Source organism: Amycolatopsis silviterrae, from assembly GCF_042684085.1.
Taxonomy (GTDB): Bacteria; Actinomycetota; Actinomycetes; order Mycobacteriales; family Pseudonocardiaceae; genus Amycolatopsis; species Amycolatopsis silviterrae.
Window position 1 is genome coordinate 559040 of the sequence record NZ_JBHUKS010000004.1, and the last position, 17292, is coordinate 576331.

Below are 17292 nucleotides of genomic sequence, written 5' to 3' on the forward strand. Positions count from 1 at the left end.
GTGGCCGCCCGGTTCTCCGGCGGTCCGTGAGGGGAACCCTGAGGGAATCAGAGTCCCTCAGGGTTCCCCTCACGGACGACCAAACCCGCACCAGCCCGCCACGAGCGGCACCGGCCCTGGCCAGCCCCTGCCACCGCAAGACGAGCCTCAAACGGCACCCGCAGCGCCCGCCTTAAGTCCCCGGCATTGGACCTAGATTCCCGCAAGGAGTCCTTCACGGACCGGGTGCCTGATCAGGTCTCGAACTTGTAGCCGAGCCCGCGCACGGTCACCAGGTGCCGCGGCGAACCCGGGTCCGGCTCGATCTTCGAGCGGAGCCGCTTCACGTGGACGTCAAGGGTCTTGGTGTCGCCGACGTAGTCCGCGCCCCACACCCGGTCGATCAGCTGGCCGCGGGTGAGCACCCGGCCGACGTTGCGCAGCAGGTACTCCAGCAGGTCGAACTCCTTGAGCGGCAGCGAAACCTCGCCGCCGTCGACCGTCACCACGTGCCGTTCGACGTCCATCCGCACCGGTCCGGCCGAGAGCACCAGCGGCGCGAGTTCGCCGTCGGTGCCCGGCTCGCCGCCGCGGCGCAGCACCGCGCGCACCCGCGCGATCAGCTCGCGCGCCGAGTAGGGCTTGGTCACGTAGTCGTCGGCGCCGAGTTCGAGGCCGACGACCTTGTCGATCTCGCTGTCGCGCGCGGTCACCATGATCACCGGCACCGCGGACCGCTGCCGCAGCTGCTTGCAGACGTCGGTGCCGCTCATCCCGGGCAGCATCAGGTCGAGCAGCACGATGTCCGCGCCGTTGCGGTCGAACTCCTCCAGCGCCTGCTGGCCGGTCACGGCCACCGCCGCGGTGAAGCCTTCCTTGCGCAGCAAGAAGGCGAGCGGGTCGGCGAAGGACTCTTCGTCCTCGACTATGAGAACCCTCGTCACAGGTTTCCTCCATGGTCTGGGCTGGAGACTTCCTGCCCGGTTGCCACGAGCCGGGGTGTCCGCTCGGGGGTCTTGTCCGGCCGCGCGGGCACGGCTTTGCGCGCGGTGTCGGCCGGTTCGGTGCGCACGTGCGCGGGGATGCGCAGGGTGAAGGTCGACCCGGTGCCGGGACGGCTCCACAGGCCGACCGAACCGCCGTGGTTGGCCGCGACGTGTTTCACGATCGCCAGTCCGAGGCCGGTGCCGCCGGTGGCACGGGAACGCGCCTTGTCCGCGCGGTAGAAGCGCTCGAACACGCGCTGCTGCTCGTCCTCGGCGATGCCGATGCCGCGGTCGGTCACCGCGATCTCGACCATGCCGTCGGCGAGCCGGCGCGAGATCGACACCGGGCTGCCCGCCGACGAGTACGCGACCGCGTTCTCCAGCAGGTTCGACAGCGCGGTGACCAGCAGCGTCCGGTCGCCCTCGATGAGCAGGCCGCTTGCCGCGTCGGTGGTGATGGTGATGTCGGCGGATTCCGCGGACAGCGTGGTGCGCCCGAGCGCCTCGCGCACGACGGCGTCGACCTCGACCACGTTGAGGTCCGGCAGCCGTTCGGCGCCCTGGAGGCGGGACAGCGCGATGAGTTCGGTGACGAGCTGGCCCAGGCGGGTGGATTCGCGCAGGATCTTGCCGCCGAAGCGGCGCACCTCCTCGACGTCCTCGGCGGCGTCCAGCACGGCCTCGGTGAGCAGCGCGATCGCGCCGACCGGGGTCTTCAGCTCGTGGCTGACGTTGGCCACGAAGTCGCGGCGGACCGCCTCCAGCCGGATGGCCTCGGAGTGGTCGACGGCCTCGACGACGGTGAACCCGTCGCCGAGCGGCCGGACCTCGCCGAGCACTGCCTCCGGCTGGCGGCGGCCGCGGCTTTCCAGCGGCGAGAGGTCGACTTCCATCGGCTCGTCGGTCTCGACCACCTGCTCGGCGGCCTTGCGCGCCCTCGGATCGGCCTGGTTCACCCGGACCAGGCCGAGGTCGTAGGCCCGCGGGTTGTGCAGCACGAGGTCGCCGAACCGGTTGAGCACGATGATGCCGCTGTTGCTCGAACGAATCAGTCGTTCGAGCAGTTCGGCGACGGTGGGGCCGGTCGGGCGGGCCGCCTCGCGCCGGGCGCGGGCCCTGGCCGCGAGGAAACCGGCGACCGCGCCGACGACAAGAGCGCCGATGGCCGTCAGCAGGGCAACAGGCGTGGTCACGGGGGAATCGTAAGCATCCCGGTAGCCTTCCGGCCTAGTCCTGGAAGCCCTGTCGTGAGGCGAGTGACACCTGAGGGGGACATATTTGCCTCGGGGTCAGGCCCTGTTCACCCGTTCGAGATGTTCCGGCCGGATCGACGCGCTGGCGATCAGTCTGCGTCGAGCGTCGCGAGGTCCTCGTCGGTCAGCTTGAGCGCCGCCGCGGCGACGTTCTGCTCCAGATGCGCGGGGTCGCTCGTTCCGGGGATCGCCAGCACGTGCGGACCCTGCGCGAGCGTCCACACCAGCCGCACCTGAGCGCCCGATACGCCGTGCCGGCGCGCGACCTCGGCGACCCGCTCGCCGGACTGTCCACTCGCGCCACTCGCGACCGCGAAGAACGGCACGAACGCCACACCTTGCTCGCCGCACAGCCGCAGCAGTTCGTCGTCCTCGCGGCGGGCGGACAGGCCGTACTGGTTCTGCACGCACACCACCGGCGCGATCGCCTGCGCCTCGGCGAGGTGTTCCGCGCCGACGTTCGAGATTCCCAGCTCGCCGATCAGCCCTTCGGTACGCAGGTCGGCCAGCGCGCCGAAGTGCTCGGCGAGCGAGCCGGTGCCGCGGTCGAGGCCGGTGCCGATACGTAGGTTGACCACGTCGATGTGGTCGCGGCCGAGTTCGCGCAGGTTCTGCTCGACCTGGCCGCGCAGCTCGTCGGGACGGGCGAACGGCAGGAACTGGCCGGATTCGTCGCGCGCCGGCCCGACCTTGGTGGTGAGCACGAGGTCGTCGCCGAACGGGGCGAGCGCGGCCTTGATCAGCTCGTTGGCCGACCAGCTGGTGCCGCGGTAGAACGCCGCGGTGTCGAGATGGTTCACGCCCAGTTCCACAGCCCGGCGCAGCACCGAAATCGCGCGGTCGGCGTCGAGCGGCGCGTTCGGGTCGAGCGAGCCGCCGAGCCGCATCGAGCCGAAGCCAAGCCGGTTGACGGTGCGGGAGCCGAGCTGCCAGGTGCCCGCGGCAGCGGCGGGAAGTGTCGTTTCGGTCATGGCTCCAGCCTGCTTCCCGGCCGGTCCCGGCGCTGTGTTTGGCAGCAAGCTGCCAACGCAGGAGACTGGATGACGTGCCCCGAGCCGAGGACGTCGCGAACCTGCGCGACGAACGCGAACTGGTCAGCCGCGCCGGACATCTGCTGGCCGGCGCCGACGAGTTCGCCTGCGCCGCGAACGACCTGCACACCTGGTCCGCGATGCAGAAGTTCGCCGACGAGCTGCCGAAACAGCGGAAGCTGCGGATCCGGAAGGTCTACCTGTCGCGCGTGCTGCTCGACCCGGCCGGCGCCGAGCACCTGCGGACGCTGCATCGGCTCGGCGCGGAAGTCCGGATCAGCGACCACGAGATCAACGAGACGATCCTGCTCGACGGCCGCATCGCGATCCTCGCCGCCGGTCCCGGCTACAGCGTCGTGACCAAACCGGACCTGGTGCGCGGCATTTCGTCGCTGTTCGAGGTCGCGTGGCGCTCGTCGACCGCGCTGGAGGCGTACGAGACGCGGTTCGCCGAGCTGCGGCAGTACACGCCGCAGCTGCTCGACCTGCTGTCTTCCGGCTCCACCGACGAAAAGGCGGCCCGGGAGATGGGCGTCGGGCTGCGGACGTACCGTCGGCGGGTGGCCGAATTGATGGATGTACTGGGTGCGACGTCGCGGTTCCAAGCGGGTGCTCTCGCGCGGGAGGCGGGCCTGCTGTGAGGCGCGCTGTCCTCGCCGCCGCCCTGCTCACCGCCGGTTGCAGTGGAGCTGTGTCCGCTCCGCCTGCCCCGTCCGCGCCTCCTGCTCCCGCGAATGTGGCCTATGTGGACGCCAAGGCGACCAGCGAAGCGGTGTCCGGCATCAAAAAGGCGGTGGAGTCCGCGTTCAGCTATGACTCCACGAAGCCGGACGAGGTCGCGAAAACCGAGCAGGAGTACCTCACCGGCGCGGCGCGCGCACAGTTCGACAAGACGTTCGCCGAGGTCCGGACCGAGCCGGTCACCACGCAAACGCAGGTGATGGAAACCGGTTTGGCCGAGCTGACGCCCGACCACGCGCGGATGCTGGTGGCCGCCGCGCAGCACAGCCAGCGCCCCGACGGAGCCGCCAACCAGGCCGGCGCGCTGATGCTGGTCACCGCGGTCCGGACGAACGGGCGCTGGCAGCTGCAAGACCTGAACTTCGACCCGCGCGGCCCGATGACGACGGGTGCCGCCCCGGCGAAAGGCCTTGCCGCGACAAGGGATTCGGCAGTCGACGCGGCCCGGCGCGACGGCGGGATCCTGATGACCGTCGACCCGCAGAACATCGACCGCAATTACGCGGCCTGGGAAAACGTGGCCGCTGAACCGCTGCTGACGGAGTTCCGGAAGAGTCGCGAGGAGACGGTCGACCGGATCAAGCAGACCGGAAAGAAGGCGACGTACGGCCCGGATTCGACGGCCGCGCTGACCCAGATCAGCCCCGACGGCACGCACGCGTCAGCCCTGCTGGCCGCCGTGCTGACCACGAGCGGCGGCCAGCAACAGGCAGGCGAGAACCGGCTCCCGGTCCACCTCGACCTCGTCCGGCAGGGCAGCGAATGGAAGGTGTCGGGCATGAAGGCGATCTCCGTCGGCAACTCGTGAGCGCCGCACCGGGTCGTGAGTGGCAATCCCGGTTCTAACCGCGATAAGCACTCACGACCCCCAAGCGGGCGGCAGTCAGTCAGCCCGGGAGCCTCAGCGCCCCTGGTTCGCCACCGCGGCGGCGGCGTCCTTGGCCGCCTCCGGGTCCAGGTACTCGCCGCCCGCCTTGACCGGCTTGAGGTCCGCCGTCAGGTCGTAGCGCAGCGGGATCCCGGTCGGGATGTTCAGCGCGGCGATGGCGTCGTCGGAGATCCCGTCGAGGTGCTTCACCAGCGCGCGCAGCGAGTTGCCGTGCGCGGCCACCAGCACGGTGCGGCCTGCCCGCAGGTCGGGGACGATCGCCGACTCCCAGTACGGCAGCAGCCGGCCCACGACGTCCTTCAGGCATTCCGTCAGCGGGGCCTGGTCGCCGAGGCCGGCGTAGCGCGCGTCGCCGGACTGGCTGAACTCGTCCTTCGGGTCGATCGCGGGCGGCGGCGTGTCGTACGAGCGGCGCCAGAGCATGAACTGCTCCTCGCCGAACTCGTCCAGCGTCTGCTTCTTGTTCTTGCCCTGCAGCGCGCCGTAGTGCCGCTCGTTGAGCCGCCAGTCGCGCTTGACCGGGATCCAGTGCCGGTCGGCGGCGTCGAGGGCGATGTTCGCCGTGCTGATCGCCCGGCGCAGCAGCGACGTGTGCACCACGTCCGGCAGCAGCCCCGACTCCGCGAGCAGCTGCCCGCCTTGCCGGGCCTCGCGCTCGCCGGTCTCCGAAAGGGGCACGTCCACCCAGCCGGTGAACAGGTTTTCCGCGTTCCACGTGCTCTGTCCGTGCCGCAGCAGCACCAGGGTCCCAAGTTCGGCCATGGCCACCAGCCTGCCAGAGCGCGCGAACGCTGCCCGTAGTGCGTCCACCCCTCTACCGAGAGTGCGTTACCCGGCAGTAACACCTTCACCCGACGCGCAGGCGGGTTGCCGACAACCAGGCCAAAGAGTGCAAGACGCTGCACGCTGTTATCCCCGCCAGCAAAGTTCACTCGAACGGAGTAACCAGTAGTCTTGTGATTACTGGTCGACATCTGACAGGTTGGGCATGTCCCGCTCAGCCGGATTCCACGCACTCCCGGCTGATCACGGGCAGTGACCGCGGCTCGTCTCCCCCCTGCCGAGCCGCGGCCCGCCGGCCCCGTTGGCATCCCCCTCGTCACCGGGTCCAGCAGGCGGGACATGCAGCGGGACGGCTCGAGATCGCGACTCCCCCCTCCCTCGAGCCGTTCCGCCAGCCCCTCACTCCGCGGGCCTGGTCCGACGCCGCCGGAACCACCACACCAGTGCGGCAGCCGGAATCCCGAACGCCACCAAGAACGGCAGCAGCACGCCAAGCACCCGCACCAGCCCGCCGCAGAACGCGACGAACGCGTCCCATCCCCCAGCCAGCCCGGACAGGAAGCCGCCCGCCTCCGCCGGCGCGTCCTGCTTCGTCACCGACAACGAGACGGTCGCCATCGCGACCTGTCCGGCCAGCGACTTCTGCTGCCGCTCCAGCGACTCCAGCGTGGCCTGCCTGCTGGTCAGCTCGCTCTCGACGGACGCGATCTCGGACACCGACTGCGCCTTCGCCAGCAGCGCGCGAATCCGGTCGACGCTCGCCCGCTGAGTCGCCAGCCGCGCGTCCACGTCGACCACCTGCGCGGTCACGTCCTGCGCGCTGATCTCCCGCCGCTTCACCTGGCCGAGCCCGCCGAGCTGGTCGAGCACGCCGTCGAGTTTCTCCGCGGGCACCGACAGGGTCAGCGACGCCGACTCGTCCGTCGCGCTCTCCTGCCCGGGGTAGCCGCCCGCGCCGGTCGCGATCGCTCGCGCCCGGGACACGACGTCATCCGTCTTCGGGGTGGTCAGTTCCAGCCGTGCGCTGCGCGCCAGCTTGCGATCGGTCGCGCCGGGCGCGGGCATCGGGGCCTGCGCGTTGTCCTGCTTCGGCACCGCGCCCTGCTGCTGTGCGGGCGCGACCGCCGACCTCGCCGACTCCGCGCTGTTGCCGCTGCATCCGGCCAGCAGAAACACCGCGGCGCCGGCGAGCGCGTATCTCCATCGAGTCCGCATTCCCGTCTCCCTCCAGTCGTTGGCGGTGAGACGAAACGACCGGGCGAAGCCGTTGCACGGACTCGGTTACGACTCGGTCAACCCCGGTTCGTGGCCGTCGGCGGGTTCGGCGAGGTGTTTGAACGCCTGCAGGTTCGCGAGCGATTCGCCGCGCGAGACCCGCCACTCCCATTCGCGCTTGATCGACGTGGCGAACCCGATTTCCAGCAGCGGGTTGAAATCGCCGTCGGCGGCCTCCAGCACCTGGCCGAGGATCTTGTCCAGTTCGGACTCGGTCACCGTTTCCTTGCCGAAGCGGCCGACCAGGTAGATGTCGCCCATGCTGTCCACTGTGTAGTGCACGCCGTAGAGCCGGGCGTTGCGCTGCAACAGGAATCGGTACACGTCCTCGTGCCGCTCGTCCGGACGGCGGCACACGAACGCCTCCACCGAGAACGCGTGGTCGCCGTCCACGAGCCAGCAGTTGGTCTGCAGCTTCTTGGTTCCCGGCAACGTCACGAAATAACGGCCTTCGCCGCGACGGTCGTATTTGAGCCCACTTGAGTCCAAAGTGGACTTGATAGTCGCGTCAAGGCTCACACTGCCACCTCCGCCCGCAGTTCCAGCGCCTGCCGGAACGCCATGGTCGCCTGAGCATAGATGTCCAGCAGGGAATCCGTGGTGCGCCGCCAGGAAAACCGCTGCGCGTGCCGGACCGCGTTGGACGCCAGCTCGGCCCGCCGGTCCGGACGCAGCGCGACGGCGGCGAGCGCGTCGGCCCATTCCGCCGCGCCGTGCGACGGAACCAGCAGCCCGGACACGCCGTGCGGCACCGCGACCGGCAGCCCGCCGACCTCGGCCGCCACCACTGGCGTACCGCACGCCTGCGCTTCGAGCGCGACCAACCCGAAGGATTCGTTGTAGCTCGGCACCGCGACCACGTCGGCCGCGCGGAACACCGTGCGCAGCTTCAGCCCGCCCTGCGGCGGCAGGAAGCGCACCTGCTCGGCGATGCCCAGCGACACCGCCAGCTCACGCAACGCCTGCGGCTGCTCCAACCCGGTCCCGGACGGGCCACCGACCACCAGAACCACCAGCCGCGACGCCAGCTCCGGCCGTCGCCGCAGCATTTCCGCCGCCGCGTGCAGCAGGACGTCCGGTGCCTTGAGCGGCTGGATCCGGCCGGCGAAGGCGAGCACGACCGCGTCCGGCGACAGGTTCAGCTCGCGACGCGCGTCCATCTGCGAGCCGGGCGTGAACCGTTCGAGGTCCACGCCCGGCGGCACCGCGTGCACCGCATGGGTGGCGGCCCCGTAGAGGTCGACCAGCTGCCGGGCCTCGACCTGGGTGTTCGCGACGAGACAGTCCGCCTCGGCGACCACCTGCTCCTCGCCCATCACCCGTGTGCGCGGCTCGGGCTTGTCGCCATCGGCCAGCAGCGCGTTCTTGACCTTGGCCAGCGTGTGCGCGGTGTGCACCAGCGGTACGCCCCACCGGTCCCTTGCCAGCCAGCCCACCTGGCCGGACAGCCAGTAGTGCGAGTGGATCAGGTCGTAGTAGCCCGGCTCGTGAAACGCCTCCGCGCGCAGCACGCCCGAGGTGAACGCGCACAGCTGCGCGGGCAGCTCGTCGCGCGCCAGCGGCTCGAACGGACCGGCGGGCACGTGCCGCACCGTGACCCCGGGCGCCAGCTCGGCCAGCGGCGGCTGGTCCGACGACGTCGCCCGGGTGAAGACCTCGACCTCGACACCGCGCCGCGCCATCTCCTGCGCGGTCTGGCTCACGTACACGTTCATCCCGCCCGCGTCGCCGGTGCCCGGCTGCTCGAGCGGGGAGGTGTGCACGGACAAGACCGCGATCCGGCGCGGTTCGGCGATGAATCCCTTGAGGGTCACCTAGTCACTCCTGCTACTCGGCTGCTGCGTCCCCGGCGAACCGCCGCAGCTCGGAGTTGAAGTCCTCCGGCTCCTCGACGAACGGCAGATGCCCGGCCTCAACGAACCAACGCAGGACCGCCCCCGGAATCTTCCCGGCCGAATACTCTGCCGCCGAAGGAACCACGACGCCGTCCGCCGATCCGTGCACCACGAGCGTCGGTTTGTCGACCGCGGCGAGCACGTCAGCACTGCCGATGTCCCGCCGGAACAGCGCGCCGCGCACCGCGGGCGGCACCGAAAGCGAGCTGCCGAGCATGGCCTGTGCGTACGCGCCGGGCACCTTCGGGCTGGCCTGCGCCCGGGTGAACTCGACCAGCGCGGGGATCGCCACCTCAGCGTCTTCCGACAACGCCCCGGGGAGCGCGGCCCGCATGACCGGCCCGGTCGCGCCGCCTTCGCGCTTGCGGCCGATCTCGGTGATCGCGCCGACCAGCACAATGCCGCCGAGCCGTGCGGTGCCGTGCTCGCGCAGGTAGTCCGCGATCACCAGCCCGCCGTAGGACCAGCCGACGACGATCGCGTCCGGACCGGCGAAGTCGAGCACCGCGGCGAGGTCGCCCGCCCACTGCGCCGGATCGTCGTAGCCGCCGGACGGGACGTCGGAGCCGCCGTGCCCGCGCAGGTCCATCGCGACGAGCCGGAACCGCTCGTTCAGCGCCGGGTCGGCCAGCTGAGCGGACCAGGCCGCGGCGGACTGGGCCCAGCCGTGCACGAAAACGATCGGACGCGCGTTCTCCGGGCCTTCGACGCGCAGTGCGATCCGCACGCCGCCGGCCCCGGTTACCTCAGTGTTCACTGCTACTTGTTAGCAGACGGCCAGTGGATCACTTCGCGGCCGAGAGCGACTTCCAGGTCGGCCAGTCGTAGAACCAGTCCTTGACGTCGGAGTTGGTCGGGCTGCTCAGCTTCGAGCCGGTGACCTCGACCGGGTCGCCGATCATCGCCGAGTCGAAGTAGCGCTTGGCGTCGGCCTCGAGCAGGTTGACGCAGCCGTGCGAGTTGTTCGTCTTGCCGATCGCGGCCGCGTTGTCCTGGTTCTCGTGGATGAACTCGCCGTGGTTGGAGAACCGGCAGGCCCACTTCTTGTTGACGTTGGTGTAGCCGTAGCGCGCGTTGTCGAACACCGCGTGCGGCTCCTTCGACATGATGATGAAGGTGCCGTTCGGGGTGTTGCGCTGGACGTCCGAGTCCAGCCCGTTGGAGCACGGGTAGCTCGCGCTCTCCGCACCGCCGCGGTAGACCTTCATCACGTGGTCCGGCGTGTGGATCTTGACCACCTGGTTGCGGCCGATCTTGAACTTGGTGCTGACGTCCGACTTCACGTAGACGCCCCCGCCGAGGTCAACGCCGTACAGGTTGGCCTCGACCTCGACGGTCGTGTTGGCAGGCCAGTACTCCTTGGGCCGCCAGTCCACCTGGTTCGCCGACAGCCAGGCCCACGAGCCCTGGACGTCCGAGCTGGTCTTGACCTTCAGCGCCTTCTCCACCGCGGCCCGGTCCTTCGGCGCGGCTCCGTTGAACTTCACGCTGATCGGCATCGCGACGCCCACCTCGGCGTCGTCGCCAGGGTTCAGCGTGGCGCGCACCGTCTTGGCCGGGCTGACCGTGGCGAACGACCCCTTCAGCTCGGCAGGCCGCTGGTCGGTGCCGGTCGCCTTGGCCGTGTAGTTGTAGGTCTTGCCGTAGCCGAGCGGTTCCGAACTGGTCCAGGACAGGCCGTCCGAGGCGATTTCGCCCTTGATCTCGTCGCCGCCCTCGTTGGTCAGCTTGACCTCGGTGAGCTTGCCTTCGGTGACCTTCACCACCACCGGCTCGCGCACGCTCGCGTCCTTGGCCCCGACGGCCGGGGTCGCGGTGAGCTTCGCCACCGGGGCGACCGGCTGGCCGCCGTTGTCGCCACTCCCGCCCTGCGGCACCGCGGTGCCGTCGTTGCTGCCGCCCGAGCACGCTGCGGCCAGCGCGGCCGCACTCGCCGCGGCGACGACCTTGAACACCGTACGGCGCTCGATCACGGTCTTACCTCCACTTGTCCCCCGCACCGGCATCTCCCACGCACATCAGCGCCGGTGAGCGACTCGACGTTACCTGCGGACCGGAAATTCCACTCCATCCCGCAAGACGTTTCACCCGGCGCCCGGTTGCTGCCGTTTCCTGTCGATTGGCTCACTCGGGTTACCCCCGGGATCCTCAGAGCGAACAGTTGATCAACAGCGGTTCGGGCCGCAGCCGCACGCCGAACCTGCTCTCCACACCGTCGCGAACCTCGCGAGCCAGCGCAAGCAGGTCACCCGTGCTGGCGGCACCGCGGTTGGTGAGCGCCAGAGTGTGCTTGGTGGACAGGGAAACCCGCCCGCCGGGCCCAGGATGTCCCTTGCCGAAGCCGGCCCGCTCGATCAGCCATGCGGCGGACAGCTTCACCCCGTCGTTCGCCGGGTACTGCGGGATCTTCCCCTCGGTCGACTCCGCGATCCGGCTCAGCACCGCCGGAGCTTCTCCCTCGGGGACGATCGGGTTGGTGAAGAACGAGCCCGCGCTCCAGGTGTCGTGATCAGCCGGGTCGAGCACCATGCCCTTGCCGCGCCGCAACCCGAGCACCGCTTCCCTCGCCTGCGCGGCGGGTACTTTCGCGTCGATTTCGACACCCAGCGTGCGCGCCAGCTCCGCATACCGGATGGGCGCGGACTGCCCACTCGGGTCGATCCGGAACCGCACGCTGAGCACCACGCCGCGATCGGTGCCCTTGAGGATGCTGGTGCGGTAGGCGAAGCCGAGTTCGTCGGCCTTGACCGTGCGCACCTCCTTGGCGACCCGGTCGTACAACTCGACGGAGACGATCGACTCGGCCACCTCGCCGCCGTACGCCCCGACGTTCTGGATCGGCGTCGCCCCGACCGACCCCGGGATGCCGGAGAGACATTCGAGCCCGCCGAGCTTTTCGTCCACCAGCGCGGAGACGAACGCGTCCCACTCCTGCCCGGCGGCCACCTCGACGAGGTCGCCGTCACGGGTCCAGCCGGTGTTCGCGATCCGCACGAGGGTGCCGTCGAAGCCTTCGTCGCCGACGACGAGGTTCGATCCGCCGCCGAGCAGCAGGACGGGCTCACCTGCGTCGTCGGCGTCGCGCACGGCGGAGACGAGTTCGGCGGCGGTGACCGCGGTGACGAACCGGCGCACCGGCCCTCCGAGGCGGAGGGTGGTGAAGTCGGCGAGGCGAACCGGGCCAGGCGTTTCAGCGGTGTCCACGGAGATTGACGGTACTGCCGCACCGCCAGCCCCTCGCACGGCTCCCCACCTCCGCGGACCGACTGTCCATACCGGACCCCAACCTTGCCGAAATGCCCGATTGGCACCCAGATGAACGAGTTCGCACGTCTGTGAGGGACCCCTTGAGGGAATCTGATTCCCTCAAGGGGTCCCTCACAGACCGCAACCTCGCCCCCGCCGACCGCCCCGCGACTGGCAGCAGTCAACTCGACCTCCCCGACCTGGGCAGACGCGCTTCAAACGCACCCGCAGCGCCGCCGACACACCCAATGTGGCGTTCGGTGCGTCCCACGCACCCAATGTGGCGTTGGTTGCGTCTGACGCAACCAACGCCACATTGGGGCGCAAGCCCCGCCCCCACCAAAACCGCCACCGATGCACCCAAACCAGCGAGGCACCCAGACCCACCCCCGCACCCCGATACGAAGCCTCCCTGCGCTCGGTGGGTGCTTGTCAAGGCATCTTTCCCGCCTTGACAAGCACCCACCGCCCGTCAGCACAATCGGGCTTCGGGGTGCCCCACGCGCCACCTCTTTCCACGGCGCACCAGCACCCGCCCGGTACTGTCCGTTTCATGGGATCCAGGATCGAGCACCGAGGCGAATTCACCGGCTCGCTCGAAAACGTCTTCACCGCACTGGCCGGCGAGGAAGCACTGCGCGCCCGCCTCGAAGCACTGGGCGGCGACGACGCCAAGCTCCTCTCCTACACCGCCGAAGGCGACTCAGTCCGCTACGAACTCCAGCACGGCATCAAGGCGGCCAAACTCCCGCAAGCCGTCCGGGCGCTGCACAAGGGCGACATCATCGTCAACCGCACCCAGACCTGGAAGCGGTCCGGCGATGAGTACACCGGCCGGTCCGACGTCAACGTAGGCGGCGTACCCGGCGAGATCGGCGCCTCGACCTACCTCACCGCGAAGGACGGCAAGGTCCTGCTCCGCACCACCGGCGAGGTCGTCGTCCGGATCCCGCTGTTCGGCGGCCGGATCGAGGAGTTCGTCTCCGAGCAGGTGGTCAACCTGCTCCGGCACGAGGACGAGTTCACCGCGCAGTGGCTGGCCGAGCACGCCTGACCCCGGTGGGAGCCCCGACCAGGGGCACCACCAATCCCAACCGGTTGCGCCGGGTCGACCGCTGGCTCGCGAGCGATCCGGGCGTCACCCGGCTGTTGCGGCGCGGCGAGAGTCCCCTTGTCGTCGATCTCGGCTACGGAGCGTCGCCGGTCACGACCGTGGAACTGGCCCGCTGGCTGACGCGGGTGCGGCCGGACGTCCGGGTGCTCGGGCTCGAACTCGACCCGGAGCGCGTCGCCGCCGCGCGGCCCGCCGCCGACCCGCCCCGGCTCGACTTCCGGCGCGGCGGCTTTGAGCTGGCCGGGACGCGGCCGGTCCTGGTGCGCGCGTTCAACGTGCTGCGGCAGTACGCCGAGGACGAGGTTCCCGGCGCGTGGCAGCTGATGCTCGACGCGATGCCGCCGGACGGGCTGCTGGTCGAGGGCACCTGCGACGAGATCGGCAGGCTGGTCACCTGGGTCGCGGTCGGGGCGGACGGGCCGCGCACGCTCACCCTCTCGCTCCGGCTCGCCGGGCTCGACCGTCCGTCCACAGTGGCCGAACGGCTGCCGAAGATCCTCATCCACCGCAACGTTCCCGGCGAACGCGTGCACGCCCTGATGTCCACTTTGGACGAATGCTGGGCAGCGGCGGCCCCGCACCGCTCGTTCGGCGTGCGCGCCCGCTGGACCACCGCGGTCGCGATGCTCGCCGACCGCGGCTGGCCGGTGATCGGCAATCCGGACCGGCGCCGCCTCGGCGAGCTGACCGTGGCCTGGGAGAGCGTCGCGCCGCGCTGAACCCACCTGTTCACCACGATCACCCCGCTGGGTCACCCGGTGGTGACCTTCAGTGCTGACGATGAGCGGGTGGAACTGCTGGAACACGTCACCGAGCTGATCCGGGGCACGCTCGGCTCGCCCTGGCTGTGGGTGCTCGTGTTCGCGATCGCCGGACTGGACGCGCTGCTCCCGTTCATGCCGAGCGAAACGACCGTGGTGACCGTCGCCGTCCTGATCGGACCGGACTTCGAACGGCTCGCGCTGCTGGTCGTCGTGTCCGCCGTCGGGGCCTGGGCAGGCGACTGTCTCGGCTACGCCGTCGGCCATGCCGCCGGGCCGCGCGCGGTCGCCTGGCTGCAGCGCGGACCGTCCGGACGGCAGCGCTACGAATGGGCTCGCGACCAAGTCCGCAGGCAAGCTCCGCTGCTGATCATCGCTGCCCGCTACCTGCCCGGCGGCCGCGTCGCGAGCGCACTGGCCAACGGCAGCCTCGGCTATCCGCTGCGCCGGTTCGTGCCGCTCGACGCCCTCGGCGCGGCGCTCTGGTCGGTCTACAGCGCACTGATCGGGCTCGTCGGCGGCACCGCGTTCGCCGACCGTCCGGTGTACGGCCTGCTGCTGTCGTTCCTGCTCGGCCTGCTGCTGGTGGCACTCATCGAATTCGGCCGCCGGGTGCGCGTGCGCAGGCTACGGTCGGCACATGGACGCGCCACGCCTGCTGGAGGCGATCGACATCCACGGGGACCGGATCAAGACCGCGACGCTGGCCGCGGGCCCGGCCGCACCGGTCCGGAACTGTCCGGAGTGGACAGTGCAGGACCTGGTGACACACCTGACGACGGTGCTCTCGTACGTGGTTGCGGCGATCACCGACCGGAAAGCTGAGCCGCGCCCCGCAGCGGAGTCGTGGGAGGACGCGCTCGGCCGCTGGGACGGCGAACGCATGGCCGTGCGCGAAGCCCTGCGCCGCCCGGCGGACACCTCGCTGCGATCGCCGTTCCCGCACGGCGGCCCGATCACCGTCGGAGACTGGACGCGCCGGCTCGCGCACGAGTTCGCCATCCACCGGCTCGACGCGGAAAGTGCGCTGCCCACGCCGCCGGACACCCAGTACCGCCCGGAATTCGCCGAGGACGGCATCGACGAGTTCCTCGCCTTCCTGACCCCGCGCCGCGGCCAGCCGAGTGGTCGCGCCGGGGTGGTCCAAGCCAGCACCGGCACGCGGAAGTGGACCGTCCTGCTGCATCCCGACCAGCCGCCGACGCTGGGCGAAGGCACCCCGGACCTCACGCTCACCGGCCCGGCCGACGACGTCTACCGCGCGTTGTGGGGCCGTCCGAACAGCGCGGAGAAAGTCGGCGACGCCACCCTTCTGGAGCCCCTCGCAGCGCCCTGACCAGCGGCCGGTGAGAATGGGCGGGTGTCAGATCCCCAGCGTTACGTGCTCACCTTCGGCTGCCCCGACCGCACCGGCATCATCGCCCGCATCTCGGGCTTCCTCGCCGACCACGGCGGAATGATCGTCGAGGCGGCGTATCACACCGACCCTGACTCGGGCTGGTTCTTCACCCGCCAGGTCGTGCGCGCCGACTCGCTGCCGTTCGACGCCGCGGGACTGCGCGAGCGGTTCGGCGCGGTGGCGAACGAGCTGTCCGCCGAGTCGAGCTGGCAGGTGCGCGACACCGGCGAGCGCCCGCGCGCGGTGGTGCTGGTGTCGAAGGCCGGACACTGCCTGTACGACCTGCTCGGCCGGGTCGCCTCCGGGGAGCTGGACGTCGACATTGCCGCGGTGATCGGCAACCACGACTCGCTCGCGGACATCACCCGCGCGCACGGGATCCCGTTCCACCACGTGCCGTTCCCGGCCGGCGACCCGGACGGCAAGGCGGCCGCGTTCGCCAAGGTCCGCGAACTGGTCGACGCGCACGACCCGCACGCGATCGTGCTGGCGCGGTTCATGCAGGTGCTGCCCGCGGAGCTGTGCGCGGCGTGGGCCGGGCGGGCGCTGAACATCCACCACAGCTTCCTGCCGTCGTTCATCGGCGCGAAGCCGTACCACCAGGCGCACACCCGCGGCGTGAAGCTCGTGGGCGCGACCTGCCACTACGTCACCGCCGACCTGGACGCCGGGCCGATCGTCGAGCAGGACGTGATCCGCGTCGACCACGGTGATTCGGTGCAGGACATGGTGCGCAAGGGCCGGGACATCGAGAAGGTGACCCTCGCGCGTGGGTTGCGCTGGCACCTCGAAGGCCGGGTCCTGGTGCACGGCAACCGAACCATGGTGCTCTAACACGCGAGCGTCAGCCGATCGTCGAGGTGTCGATCACGAAGCGGTAGCGCACGTCGCTGTTCTCGACCCGCGCGTACGCCTCGTTCACCTGGTCCGCGCTGATCGTCTCGATCTCCGCGCCGACGCCGTGCTCAGCGCAGAAGTCGAGCATCTCCTGCGTCTCCGCGATGCCGCCGATCATCGAACCGGCCAGCACGCGGTTGCCGCCGAGCAGGGAGAACACGTTGTACTCCAACGGTTCCCCTGGCGCGCCGACGTTCACCATCGCGCCGCCGACGCGCAGCAGGCTGAGGTAGGAGTCGACCGGCAGCTTCGCCGAGACGGTGTTGAGGATGACGTCGAACCGCCCGGCGAGCGTCTCGAAGGTCGACTCGTCGCTGGTCGCGAAGTAGTCCTTCGCGCCGAGCCGGAGGCCGTCTTCCTGCTTCTTGAGGCTCTGGCTGAGCACGGTGACGTCCGCGCCCATCGCGACGGCCAGCTTGACCGCCATGTGCCCGAGCCCGCCGAGCCCGACGACGGCGACCTTCTTGCCCGGTCCCGCGCCCCAGCGGCGCAGCGGCGAGTAGGTGGTGATGCCCGCGCACAGCAGCGGCGCGGCGACGTCCAGCGAGATGCCTTCCGGGATGCGGCAGACGAACGCGTCCTTCACCACGATCTGGCGGCTGTATCCGCCGTAGGTGTTCTCGCCGTCGAAGCCGACCCCGTTGTACGTCTGGATGTTGCCCTTGACGCAGAACTGCTCGGACCCGGCCCGGCAGTACTCGCACTCGCCGCAGGAATCGACCATGCAGCCGACCCCGACGCGGTCGCCGACCTGGTACTTCGTGACGTCCGAGCCGACCGCGGCGACGACGCCGGCGATCTCGTGGCCCGGCACCATCGGGAAGATCGCGGTCCCCCAGTCCTGGTGGACCTGGTGCAGGTCGCTGTGGCAGATCCCGGCGTACGCGATGTCGATGAGCACGTCGTCCGGCCGCAGGTCACGGCGCTCGATCGTCGTCGGCGCGAGCGGTCCGCCCGGCGCCGCGGCGGCGATGGCGGAGGTGGTCGTGGTCATGAAGCCCTCCTGGTGTCCCGATGATCGGGAACGAAGTCGATGTAAGAAC

At 70.3% G+C, this 17292-nt stretch carries 18 protein-coding genes; 7 read left to right on the plus strand and 11 right to left on the minus strand.

Going from position 1 to position 17292, the window contains the following annotated elements; translation table 11 throughout:
* Window positions 1–233: 233 nt before the first annotated feature.
* The 3 genes from ACFSVL_RS06375 to ACFSVL_RS06385 form a co-directional block, all read right to left on the minus strand.
* On the minus strand, window positions 234–923 hold the full coding sequence (locus tag ACFSVL_RS06375; protein WP_344288160.1) for a response regulator transcription factor: 690 nt from the start codon (window positions 921–923) through the stop codon (window positions 234–236).
* Complete coding sequence (locus ACFSVL_RS06380; RefSeq protein WP_378301315.1) at window positions 920–2158, minus strand: sensor histidine kinase; 1239 nt, start codon at window positions 2156–2158, stop codon at window positions 920–922. Before ACFSVL_RS06380 ends, ACFSVL_RS06375 begins: the two co-directional genes overlap by 4 nt.
* A 149-nt stretch (window positions 2159–2307) precedes the next feature.
* Window positions 2308–3189, minus strand: coding sequence for an aldo/keto reductase (locus ACFSVL_RS06385; RefSeq protein WP_378301317.1), 882 nt, complete (start codon window positions 3187–3189; stop codon window positions 2308–2310).
* Between the two features lie 74 nt (window positions 3190–3263).
* Between ACFSVL_RS06385 and ACFSVL_RS06390 the strand changes: the two genes are divergently transcribed.
* Both ACFSVL_RS06390 and ACFSVL_RS06395 read left to right on the plus strand, forming a co-directional pair.
* Entirely contained in the window at window positions 3264–3890 is a 627-nt protein-coding gene (locus ACFSVL_RS06390; protein WP_378301319.1) for a DNA-binding response regulator, read from the plus strand.
* 50 nt (window positions 3891–3940) lie between these two features.
* Window positions 3941–4798 (plus strand): hypothetical protein, encoded by an 858-nt coding sequence (locus tag ACFSVL_RS06395; protein ID WP_378301321.1) that lies wholly within the window; start codon window positions 3941–3943, stop codon window positions 4796–4798.
* Between the two features lie 93 nt (window positions 4799–4891).
* Here ACFSVL_RS06395 and ACFSVL_RS06400 read toward each other — a convergent pair whose 3' ends face one another.
* From ACFSVL_RS06400 to ACFSVL_RS06430, 7 genes are all read right to left on the minus strand, one after another.
* On the minus strand, window positions 4892–5641 hold the full coding sequence (locus tag ACFSVL_RS06400; RefSeq protein ID WP_378301323.1) for a phosphoglyceromutase: 750 nt from the start codon (window positions 5639–5641) through the stop codon (window positions 4892–4894).
* Between the two features lie 420 nt (window positions 5642–6061).
* Entirely contained in the window at window positions 6062–6877 is an 816-nt protein-coding gene (locus ACFSVL_RS06405; protein ID WP_378301325.1) for a DUF4349 domain-containing protein, read from the minus strand.
* A gap of 66 nt (window positions 6878–6943) precedes the next feature.
* Window positions 6944–7456, minus strand: coding sequence for a type III secretion system chaperone family protein (locus ACFSVL_RS06410; RefSeq protein WP_378301327.1), 513 nt, complete (start codon window positions 7454–7456; stop codon window positions 6944–6946).
* On the minus strand, window positions 7453–8751 hold the full coding sequence (mshA, locus tag ACFSVL_RS06415) for a D-inositol-3-phosphate glycosyltransferase (RefSeq protein ID WP_378301329.1): 1299 nt from the start codon (window positions 8749–8751) through the stop codon (window positions 7453–7455). The genes ACFSVL_RS06410 and mshA overlap by 4 nt, the downstream gene beginning before the upstream one ends.
* A 13-nt stretch (window positions 8752–8764) precedes the next feature.
* Window positions 8765–9589, minus strand: a complete 825-nt coding sequence (locus tag ACFSVL_RS06420) for an alpha/beta fold hydrolase (RefSeq protein ID WP_378301331.1) — start codon at window positions 9587–9589, stop codon at window positions 8765–8767.
* A 28-nt stretch (window positions 9590–9617) separates the two neighbouring features.
* Window positions 9618–10805 carry a L,D-transpeptidase gene (locus ACFSVL_RS06425; RefSeq protein ID WP_378301333.1) on the minus strand — a complete coding sequence of 396 codons (1188 nt, stop codon included), beginning with the start codon at window positions 10803–10805 and terminating at the stop codon, window positions 9618–9620.
* Window positions 10806–10980: 175 nt separating this feature from the next.
* Window positions 10981–12036 carry a UDP-N-acetylmuramate dehydrogenase gene (locus tag ACFSVL_RS06430; protein ID WP_378301335.1) on the minus strand — a complete coding sequence of 352 codons (1056 nt, stop codon included), beginning with the start codon at window positions 12034–12036 and terminating at the stop codon, window positions 10981–10983.
* Window positions 12037–12631: 595 nt separating this feature from the next.
* Here ACFSVL_RS06430 and ACFSVL_RS06435 point away from each other — a divergent pair.
* The 5 genes from ACFSVL_RS06435 to purU all read left to right on the plus strand — a co-directional run bounded on the left by ACFSVL_RS06435 (window position 12632) and on the right by purU (window position 16186).
* Window positions 12632–13132, plus strand: a complete 501-nt coding sequence (locus ACFSVL_RS06435; protein ID WP_378301336.1) for a DUF2505 domain-containing protein — start codon at window positions 12632–12634, stop codon at window positions 13130–13132.
* Window positions 13111–13911 carry a class I SAM-dependent methyltransferase gene (locus ACFSVL_RS06440; protein ID WP_378301337.1) on the plus strand — a complete coding sequence of 267 codons (801 nt, stop codon included), beginning with the start codon at window positions 13111–13113 and terminating at the stop codon, window positions 13909–13911. Before ACFSVL_RS06435 ends, ACFSVL_RS06440 begins: the two co-directional genes overlap by 22 nt.
* A 69-nt stretch (window positions 13912–13980) precedes the next feature.
* Entirely contained in the window at window positions 13981–14778 is a 798-nt protein-coding gene (locus ACFSVL_RS06445) for a DedA family protein (RefSeq protein WP_378301339.1), read from the plus strand.
* Entirely contained in the window at window positions 14705–15289 is a 585-nt protein-coding gene (locus tag ACFSVL_RS06450; protein WP_378301341.1) for a maleylpyruvate isomerase family mycothiol-dependent enzyme, read from the plus strand. Before ACFSVL_RS06445 ends, ACFSVL_RS06450 begins: the two co-directional genes overlap by 74 nt.
* A 45-nt stretch (window positions 15290–15334) precedes the next feature.
* Window positions 15335–16186, plus strand: a complete 852-nt coding sequence (purU, locus tag ACFSVL_RS06455; RefSeq protein ID WP_378302000.1) for a formyltetrahydrofolate deformylase — start codon at window positions 15335–15337, stop codon at window positions 16184–16186.
* A gap of 10 nt (window positions 16187–16196) precedes the next feature.
* Here purU and ACFSVL_RS06460 read toward each other — a convergent pair whose 3' ends face one another.
* Window positions 16197–17243, minus strand: a complete 1047-nt coding sequence (locus ACFSVL_RS06460) for an NAD(P)-dependent alcohol dehydrogenase (protein ID WP_378301343.1) — start codon at window positions 17241–17243, stop codon at window positions 16197–16199.
* Window positions 17244–17292: the final 49 nt, after the last annotated feature.

Coding starts and splice junctions, on each gene's coding strand:
- ACFSVL_RS06385 (WP_378301317.1), bottom strand. CDS start 3,189: ATGACCGAAACGACACTTCCCGCCGCTGCCGCGGGCACCTGGCAGCTC.
- ACFSVL_RS06400 (WP_378301323.1), bottom strand. CDS start 5,641: ATGGCCGAACTTGGGACCCTGGTGCTGCTGCGGCACGGACAGAGCACG.
- ACFSVL_RS06405 (WP_378301325.1), bottom strand. CDS start 6,877: ATGCGGACTCGATGGAGATACGCGCTCGCCGGCGCCGCGGTGTTTCTG.
- ACFSVL_RS06435 (WP_378301336.1), top strand. CDS start 12,632: ATGGGATCCAGGATCGAGCACCGAGGCGAATTCACCGGCTCGCTCGAA.
- ACFSVL_RS06460 (WP_378301343.1), bottom strand. CDS start 17,243: ATGACCACGACCACCTCCGCCATCGCCGCCGCGGCGCCGGGCGGACCG.